This is a genomic window from Acinetobacter sp. UBA2063 (assembly GCF_002333245.1).
In the GTDB taxonomy this organism is placed as follows: domain Bacteria; phylum Pseudomonadota; class Gammaproteobacteria; order Pseudomonadales; family Moraxellaceae; genus Acinetobacter; species Acinetobacter parvus.
Genome location: NZ_DDAH01000232.1, coordinates 1 through 8,048, shown reverse-complemented (window position 1 = coordinate 8,048; position 8,048 = coordinate 1). Strand labels below are relative to the sequence as shown.

The 8,048-nt window shown below is 40.9% G+C and carries 7 protein-coding genes and 2 pseudogenes; 8 read left to right on the top strand and 1 reads right to left on the bottom strand.

The window, feature by feature from the left end:
• From acnD to B4H32_RS10925, 8 genes and pseudogenes are all read left to right on the top strand, one after another.
• Positions 1 to 2,100 (top strand): Fe/S-dependent 2-methylisocitrate dehydratase AcnD (acnD, locus tag B4H32_RS10960; protein ID WP_286803063.1); only part of this gene is annotated, 2,100 nt, incomplete at its 5' end.
• Positions 2,101 to 2,268: 168 nt separating this feature from the next.
• A complete protein-coding gene (locus tag B4H32_RS10955; protein WP_286803061.1) occupies positions 2,269 to 3,522 on the top strand; it encodes a hypothetical protein in 1,254 nt (417 codons plus the stop codon).
• A gap of 161 nt (positions 3,523 to 3,683) precedes the next feature.
• Positions 3,684 to 3,827 (top strand): zinc ribbon-containing protein, encoded by a 144-nt coding sequence (locus B4H32_RS10950; RefSeq protein WP_004665293.1) that lies wholly within the window; start codon positions 3,684 to 3,686, stop codon positions 3,825 to 3,827.
• Positions 3,828 to 3,952: 125 nt separating this feature from the next.
• Positions 3,953 to 4,531: a DUF4126 domain-containing protein gene (locus tag B4H32_RS10945; RefSeq protein WP_286803059.1), complete on the top strand. Its 579-nt coding sequence runs from the start codon at positions 3,953 to 3,955 to the stop codon at positions 4,529 to 4,531.
• 154 nt (positions 4,532 to 4,685) lie between these two features.
• Positions 4,686 to 5,573: a DMT family transporter gene (locus B4H32_RS10940; RefSeq protein WP_004770085.1), complete on the top strand. Its 888-nt coding sequence runs from the start codon at positions 4,686 to 4,688 to the stop codon at positions 5,571 to 5,573.
• 590 nt (positions 5,574 to 6,163) lie between these two features.
• Positions 6,164 to 6,346: pseudogene (locus B4H32_RS10935) on the top strand (hypothetical protein); the annotation flags it as partial.
• Positions 6,347 to 6,441: 95 nt separating this feature from the next.
• Complete coding sequence (locus tag B4H32_RS10930; protein ID WP_004758593.1) at positions 6,442 to 7,107, top strand: pseudouridine synthase; 666 nt, start codon at positions 6,442 to 6,444, stop codon at positions 7,105 to 7,107.
• Positions 7,108 to 7,319: 212 nt separating this feature from the next.
• Positions 7,320 to 7,475: pseudogene (locus B4H32_RS10925) on the top strand (IS982 family transposase); the annotation flags it as partial.
• A gap of 66 nt (positions 7,476 to 7,541) precedes the next feature.
• Here B4H32_RS10925 and tnpB read toward each other — a convergent pair.
• Positions 7,542 to 7,808: an IS66 family insertion sequence element accessory protein TnpB gene (gene tnpB / locus B4H32_RS10920; protein ID WP_004675270.1), complete on the bottom strand. Its 267-nt coding sequence runs from the start codon at positions 7,806 to 7,808 to the stop codon at positions 7,542 to 7,544.
• Positions 7,809 to 8,048: the final 240 nt, after the last annotated feature.

The following is an 8,048-nucleotide window of genomic DNA, read 5'->3' as shown; positions in this document are numbered from 1 at the left end:
GGCATCATGCACCAGATCAACTTGGAGAAAATGTCTCCAGTGATCCAAAATCGTGATGGTTTAGCGTTCCCAGACACATGCGTAGGTACAGACTCACATACACCACATACGGATGCACTTGGTGTGATCTCTGTGGGTGTAGGTGGTTTAGAAGCTGAAAACGTGATGTTGGGTCGTGCATCTTGGATGCGTCTTCCAGACATTATCGGTGTTGAGCTAGTGGGTCAGCGTCAAGCAGGCATCACGGCTACGGATATCGTATTGGCACTCACTGAATTCTTACGTAAAGAACGTGTCGTTGGTGCATATCTTGAGTTCTTCGGTGAAGGCGCAGACACCATGTCGATTGGTGACCGTGCAACCATCTCGAACATGACACCTGAATACGGTGCAACGGCTGCGATGTTCTACATCGACCAAAACACGATTGATTATTTACGCCTGACAGGTCGTGAAGATGCGCAAGTGGCATTGGTTGAGCAATACGCAAAAGAAATCGGTCTTTGGGCATCGGATATGACCAAAGCGCAGTACCCACGTGTACTCCGTTTCGATCTTTCAACAGTCACTCGTAACATTGCAGGTCCATCAAACCCACATGCACGTGTATCTACTGCTGACTTGAAAGAAAAAGGTATTGCAGGTGTTGTTGAAAACCGTACGGATGGTTTAATGCCTGATGGCGCGATCATCATTGCTGCGATCACGTCTTGTACCAATACTTCAAACCCACGTAACACCGTGGCAGCAGGTTTATTGGCACGTAATGCCAATGAACTTGGTTTAGTGCGTAAACCTTGGGTGAAATCTTCATTCGCACCAGGTTCTAAAGCGGCTGCACTTTATCTTGAAGAAGCTGGCGTACTCAAAGACCTAGAGAAACTTGGTTTTGGTATCGTGGCGTATGCATGTACAACCTGTAACGGGATGTCAGGTGCGCTTGATCCAGTGATTCAACAAGAAATCATTGACCGTGATTTGTATGCGACAGCGGTACTTTCGGGTAACCGTAACTTCGATGGTCGTATCCATCCTTATGCAAAACAAGCGTTCTTGGCATCGCCTCCACTTGTTGTCGCGTATGCGATTGCAGGGACAATTCGTTTTGACATCGAAAAAGATTCATTGGGTACAGACAAAGACGGTAATCCAATTTACCTGAAAGATATCTGGCCATCTGATGCTGAAATCGATGCACTGGTAAAAGAAGCTGTGAAGCCTGAACAATTCCGCAAAGTCTACATTCCAATGTTTGACCTCGGTGAAGTTGAGCAAGCGGAAAGCCCACTTTACGATTGGCGTCCAATGAGTACTTATATTCGTCGTCCGCCGTATTGGGAAGGGGCGTTGGCTGCACCACGTACTTTGACCAACATGCGTCCGCTTGCAATTTTGGGGGATAACATCACGACTGACCATTTATCGCCTTCAAATGCGATCATGATGGATTCGGCTGCGGGTGAATACCTACACAAAATGGGCGTACCTGAAGAAGACTTCAACTCATACGCGACACATCGTGGTGACCATTTGACCGCACAACGTGCAACATTTGCCAACCCGAAATTGTTTAATGAAATGGTGGTTCGTTCTGACGGCACGATTAAACAAGGTTCAAAAGCGCGTGTAGAGCCTGAAGGCGAAGTGATGCGTATGTGGGAAGCGATTGAAACTTACATGAACCGTAAGCAACCGTTGATCATTGTTGCAGGTGCGGATTATGGTCAAGGTTCAAGCCGTGACTGGGCAGCGAAAGGTGTTCGTCTTGCTGGTGTTGAAGCGATTGTGGCTGAAGGTTTTGAGCGTATTCACCGTACTAATCTTGTAGGTATGGGCGTGTTACCACTTGAGTTTAAGCCGGGTGTTAACCGCAAGACTTTAAAGCTTGATGGTACGGAGCTATATAGCGTGATTGGTAATATTGCACCGCGTTCAACTTTAACTTTAGTAATTGAGCGTTCAACTGCTGATGGTAAAGAAGAGATTGTTGAAGTACCTGTGACTTGCCGTTTAGATACAGAAGAAGAAGTTTCTGTATATGAAGCGGGCGGTGTATTACAGCGTTTTGCGCAAGACTTTTTAGAAGGCCAAGTGGCTTAACACTTTAGCTAAAAGTAATTGATATTGTTTAATAAAAACCCTACTTTAGAGTGGGGTTTTTAATTTAAAAGAGATAAATACTAATGATATTATGAAAATGTTATATATGTTTTTATTTTAAACTTTAAATCTAAAAACTGATTATTTTTTAATTATTTAGGTGGAGTTATGTCTTCAACGTTACCAGCTATTTTAACCAATACAACCGTTTCTCAATTTCCCGCTGTTACTAAGGTGGAAATTAATTTTTTAAGTGATGCTAGAAAATTATTAGATATTGGTTTTCCTGATCATGCACTATTAAATATTTGGAATGCTTCTGTACATAATTTACGTCGGAGGGTTGAGCTATATGGAGTTGAACTTTTTAACTCGGCGATTAAAGATGAATCTGGAAGGAAGAAATATGAAAATAATGGAGAAACACTTACTGAGAGATGGGCGGGTGTTGATGATCTAGTGCTTATTAATGGATCAATAAAACTAGGTGTTTTGAATAAAAAAGCTGGAAAAGCTTTGGAAATGATTAATTGGATGAGAAATCATGCGTCTCCAGCCCATGCAAGTGATAATACTGTTGAGCAAGAGGATGTTTTCGGAATTGCTTTGATTTTACAGAAAAATTTATTTGAAGCAGAAATGCCAGATCCAGGACATTCACCTTCAGGTTTATTTGATCCTATAAAAAAATCAATTTTAGATGACGAAAATTTAGCTTTACTAAGAGATCAAATTAATGCGTTTAAATTAAGTGATATTCGTATTACCTTTGGCTTCTTACTTGATATGATTTGCAAAGGAGAAGCCCCAGCCTCTGAAAATGCGAAAGCATTATTCTCAGCCGTCTGGCAGCGTGCGAATGAAGATCTAAAATGTTCAGCGGGTCAGCGTTATCATACATATCTTTTAGATCAAGAAGCTGATACTAGTTCAGATAAAGGTGCTAAAGTTCGTGTTTTAGAGACATTACTGAAAGTAGAAGGAATAAAATATATTCCAGATGCAGCTCGAGCAACATTATTTAGAAGGGCTGTAAAAAAGTTAGCTCAGGCGAAAAACACAGCTTATGGGTGGAATGATGAGGTTAAAGCAGCAAAAGCTTTAGTACAGTTTGGAACAGCAATTCCTTCAATTGCTTTTGAGGACGTTTATCAAGAAGTATTAGCTGTAATATGCGGAAATTATTGGGGGCGTTCAGAAGCATATACAATTCTTAAAGTTTTATTTGAAAAACTTAATACCACCCAACTCATGACTGTGGCGAGAATGTTTGAAAATAATACTAGGGTTACGGAAGAGTTATTTCAGCATAGACCTAAAGCTATAGCATTGGGCATTCTATCTGATATCCAAGACAAAATGACAATTCAAGCTAGCAAAGATGAAATTGATGAAATTATTGAGTATGTTGAGGGATTATAAAGATTTCATATTTAAATGGTATGAAATTATTGCGAAAGTAAGCCATAGATAGAAAGTTATTTCACCTTTCCGACACCACTACTTGTCAGAAAGGTCAATAAATAATCAAAACTATCACGCTATAGTATATGAACCATTTCTAAAATCTATGGAGAACAAAGATGGTTACTGCTGGCGAAAGACCTGGAACTGGCTTCTATTTTTGTGTCCAATGCGGACATCGCACCTATTTAGAAATTGGTACTGATCGTTTACCTCCGTGTACCAAATGCCTTGGCAATCAATTCAACAGTAAGAATGCCTAAGCCGCAAACACCAAACAGTTACCCACTGTTTTGATGAAAGCCCTGTCACTCGATAGGGCTTTTTTGTTACTGTAAAATATGAAATAACAAGATAGCGATATCTGACAAAAATAAGGAAAACCCAGATGGAAACAATTTTAGGACTTTGTATCGGCGTAGGATTAAGCGCAGCCTGTGGTTTTCGTGTCTTTGTTCCTTTATTGGTGATGAGCATTGCAACCCTGATGGGTTGGTACGAACCTGCCAAAGGCTTTGAATGGTTAGCCATTCCATCTGTATGCGCTGCACTTGGATTTGCAACCATCTGTGAAATCGCAGCTTACTATGTGCCGTGGGTCGATAATCTCTTGGATACCATTGCCACACCTGCTGCTGTAGTGGCAGGCACACTCAGTACGATGGCAGTCAGTAGTGGAGAAATGTCTCAGTTTGCGACTTGGGCAGCCGCACTGATTGTGGGTGGTGGGACGGCAGGCGTGGTGCAAATGAGTACGGTCGCTGCACGAGGTGTTTCAACAGCAACCACTGGTGGACTGGGAAATTTTGTAGTGGCAACAGGTGAGTTGCTTGGCTCAATTGTGTTGTCGATTTTGGCATTTATTATGCCTGTGCTGATTACGGTGTTGGTGATTGTTTTAGTGATTGTGGTCGCACGTTGGGTACAGAAAAAAAGACAAAATAATGCTGATCAGTCAGCTTACTAAAAACAAGGATAGAATATGGACTTGATCAGTTTAAAAAACATCATAAGTCAAACATATTTTTAGGGTTCAATATCATGAATGGATATATTGACCATCGAAAAAAAGTTTAAAACAGAGTAAATTACCATCACTTTTTGATTTTGCGTTTTAGCCTATGGCAATCACTTGGATTCTATTCACTCTCATGGCCGCTTTCATGCAGGCGTGGCGTAACGCATTTCAAAAACAACTCAGTACCACGGTTGATGTCTATGGAACAACGCTGGCAAGGTTTTTATTTTCCCCCATCTTTGCCTTTAGCTATCTGGCATTTCTCTATCTGCACCAACCTGTCACAGCGCAGGTTCATTTCTCCCATAAATTCTGGGTCTATGTGGTGATTGCGGGCATTAGCCAGATTTATGCCACAGCATTAATGGTCAAATTATTCCAGCAGAAGAACTATGCCATTGGTGTCGGGCTAGCCAAAAGTGAAGCCATTTTGGCGGCTTTGGTCGGTGTTTTATTCCTACAGGAGCATTTAACAGCCTGGGGCTGGGTGGGAGTATGGATTGGTGCAGTGGCAGTCTTTCTACTGAGTAAAGGTCGTCAACACACTGAATTATCATTTAAAACCTTAATGATTGGTTTGGGAAGTGGATTATGCTTTGCCATCACTTCATTACTGGTCCGCGAAGCCAGTCTGGAACTGAGCATGTTGCCGTTCCTGCATCGTGCAGGATGGGTACTTTGCAGCCTGATCAGCTTTCAGTGTATTATACTTTTACTCTACCTAGGGATTTTTAGCCGAACAACACTTTATAAAATGTGGCAGCGTCTTGGCCTAACCCTGCGCGTGAGCATCTGTAGTTTTCTCGCCTCAGTCGGTTGGTTTAGTGCCATGAGTATGCAAACGGTGGCAATAGTCAAAACCCTGGGGCAGGTCGAAATATTATTTAGCCTACTGATCTCAGCATTTTTCTTTAAAGAGAAGCTCGCCAAAACCGATCATTTGGGTTTGTGGTTGGTGATTGTGGCCGCAATTATGGTGATTTGGGCTTAAATCTGTTTTTTAAGTAAAAAAATACACAGATAAAACAGGATATATCGGAAGATAATAGGTAAATCTATGCTTTATTTGGAAAATAATTCCAATTATAAAACTGGATATGCAAAATTATTTCATGGATGGCTAGAAATAGTAATTTTTAGGAAAACAATCCCACAGCAATCTGCCTAAACTATGTCTCAAGGGTTGAGGAACGATTAAAGTTCCGTAAGGGGATCGAAAAGAGTAGCATGCACCGAAGCTTATCAAGCAAGTGTGTACTTGTCCAAAAGGTCTCGATTCGGCTTAGGACGCTATAGATCAAAAGTTTATAGGCAGAGGTTATAACTTACAAAGTTATAGGTGTTGAAGTAAACAACATATTTTCCCTTGATACCCTGAAAAATTTAATGAAATAGAATATGACCAATCAGACTTAAATAATAAAAACCACATCAATAAAATCTAATATAAATGTGAAGTTCATCGATAAAGCTTTGCTATTTTGAATAGAAGTCGATATTTTTATATTAAAAAACAAAATGATATAATTGAAACAATAGGTAAAACCAAAGAATGATCACAGGAAATAGGTCAGAACAATCGTAATCATTCCCAAAAAAGATGTATTTGGACTGGTAACACGCAAAACCAAGGATATGGTTTCATTCAGGCAACTGAGTCTGGCACGGGCAAAAGACTACCTGATTGCTTTTCTTAATCGTGAAATTGCGACACTGGAAGAGATGTATAAAGAGAATTTAGCCAAGAGCAATAAAAATTCGTAATTGGTCTTAAACAATCAGCTTAAGGACTCTTGCTAAACCCCTTGGCAGAACTATAATCGTTGCCAATTTGCGTTTATCCAGGCTGTCTGTTGCCCATGCCCTTAAATAACGACTTTATCTATACGCCACCGCAGGAACCGCTTGAAATCATTTATGAAGATGAAGATCTGGTGGTGGTCAATAAGCCTGCTGGATTATTATCGGTAATGGGACGCTTGCCTGAACATCAGGACAGTGCCTATTTGCGGATTTTGGAAAAATTTCCAACAGCTAAAGTCACTCATCGGCTAGATATGGCCACCTCTGGCTTATTGATGTTTGCTAAACACCGCGATGCTGAAGTTGCGGTCAGCAAGATGTTTCAGGCACGTACAATAAAAAAATACTATATTGCGTTGATACAAGGAAAAATTCAGGCTGAGGGAAGTGTTGAAGTTCCCTTGATCACTGACTGGGAAAATCGTCCACGTCAAATGGTGCATTTTGAACTCGGCAAACAGGCCAAGACTATATTTCAGTTGATGAAATATGATGCGGAAACAGATCAAAGTCGAGTCCGTTTGGAACCTGTTACAGGACGGTCACATCAACTCCGCGTCCATATGATGCATATTGGTCATCCGATTATGGGAGATAAACTCTATCATCCTGATTCAGCCAGGTTTCATTTAAAACGCATGGCTTTACATGCGGCATATTTGGCATTCCAGCATCCCTTGAAAATGCATGATATTGAACTATATTCAGATGTTGAATTCTAAGAATATGAATATAAAAGAAATATATTCGATCCCGCAAGTAAAATGGATGGCATTAGAAAAACCACAACAAGACTAGCTAAAGTTAATTTTACTGGAGGCAGATCCAAATTGGGAACAGGTCTCTACTTAACGTGAATTCGGGATAAGGAAGTTGTAAAAGGACAGGCATTTAAATCAAAATTTAATCATGACAAAAAAACAATGATCTCAAAATGCCTATCGACACACAGCTTACAACACTTTTCTGCCTAATTGATGGTTTCTGCACTGATATTTCAGAGCAGGTTGAGCAATACATGCTCACTTGTGGCAAGATTAAACGTGTGCGTCAAAGTCAAATTTGTGCATCTGATGTGATTACATTACTCTATGCCTGAGGTCATGAGAAGAATGAAATAGAATGTTTGGAGAATAGCAGAATGTACCAAGCTAGTTTAGAGCATTGTGACCTCTTGCTGTCGTCCAATGCGTTGCCAGGGCAAACCCTGGATCACTGCCTGTAACTGTTCTGGGCTGAGAGCTACGGTTTCACCCTGGTGAACTTTAGCCCAGTGAAATTTGCCCTGTTCCAGCCGTCGGGCACATAGCCACATGCCCAGTCCATCATGTACCAGCACTTTCATGCGATGGTCACGTTTATTACAGAATAGGTAGGCACAATGCGGTTTGATGTAGCCAAAGGCTCTCAGCACCTGAGCCATGGCCGTATCCATACGTTTAAATTCAGCACAGTATGTTCTTCGTTTTTCGCAAGAGATGCGATGGATGTCTGGTTATTTGTAGTCATAAATTTAAGTCCCCACTTGTTTTTAAGTGGGGACTAAATTAAGGCTTATAGGACGAATTCATAAGGTGTGTTCAGCGGACGCTTACTGAGCATGCGCAACCTTTTGAATGTTGATTATCTCAACATCGGTTGGTTTATCCGAATAGCCGTAAAA

Coding starts and splice junctions, on each gene's coding strand:
- B4H32_RS10940 (WP_004770085.1), top strand. CDS start 4,686: ATGGCAATCACTTGGATTCTATTCACTCTCATGGCCGCTTTCATGCAG.
- tnpB (WP_004675270.1), bottom strand. CDS start 7,808: ATGGCTCAGGTGCTGAGAGCCTTTGGCTACATCAAACCGCATTGTGCC.
- B4H32_RS10945 (WP_286803059.1), top strand. CDS start 3,953: ATGGAAACAATTTTAGGACTTTGTATCGGCGTAGGATTAAGCGCAGCC.
- B4H32_RS10950 (WP_004665293.1), top strand. CDS start 3,684: ATGGTTACTGCTGGCGAAAGACCTGGAACTGGCTTCTATTTTTGTGTC.
- B4H32_RS10930 (WP_004758593.1), top strand. CDS start 6,442: ATGCCCTTAAATAACGACTTTATCTATACGCCACCGCAGGAACCGCTT.
- B4H32_RS10955 (WP_286803061.1), top strand. CDS start 2,269: ATGTCTTCAACGTTACCAGCTATTTTAACCAATACAACCGTTTCTCAA.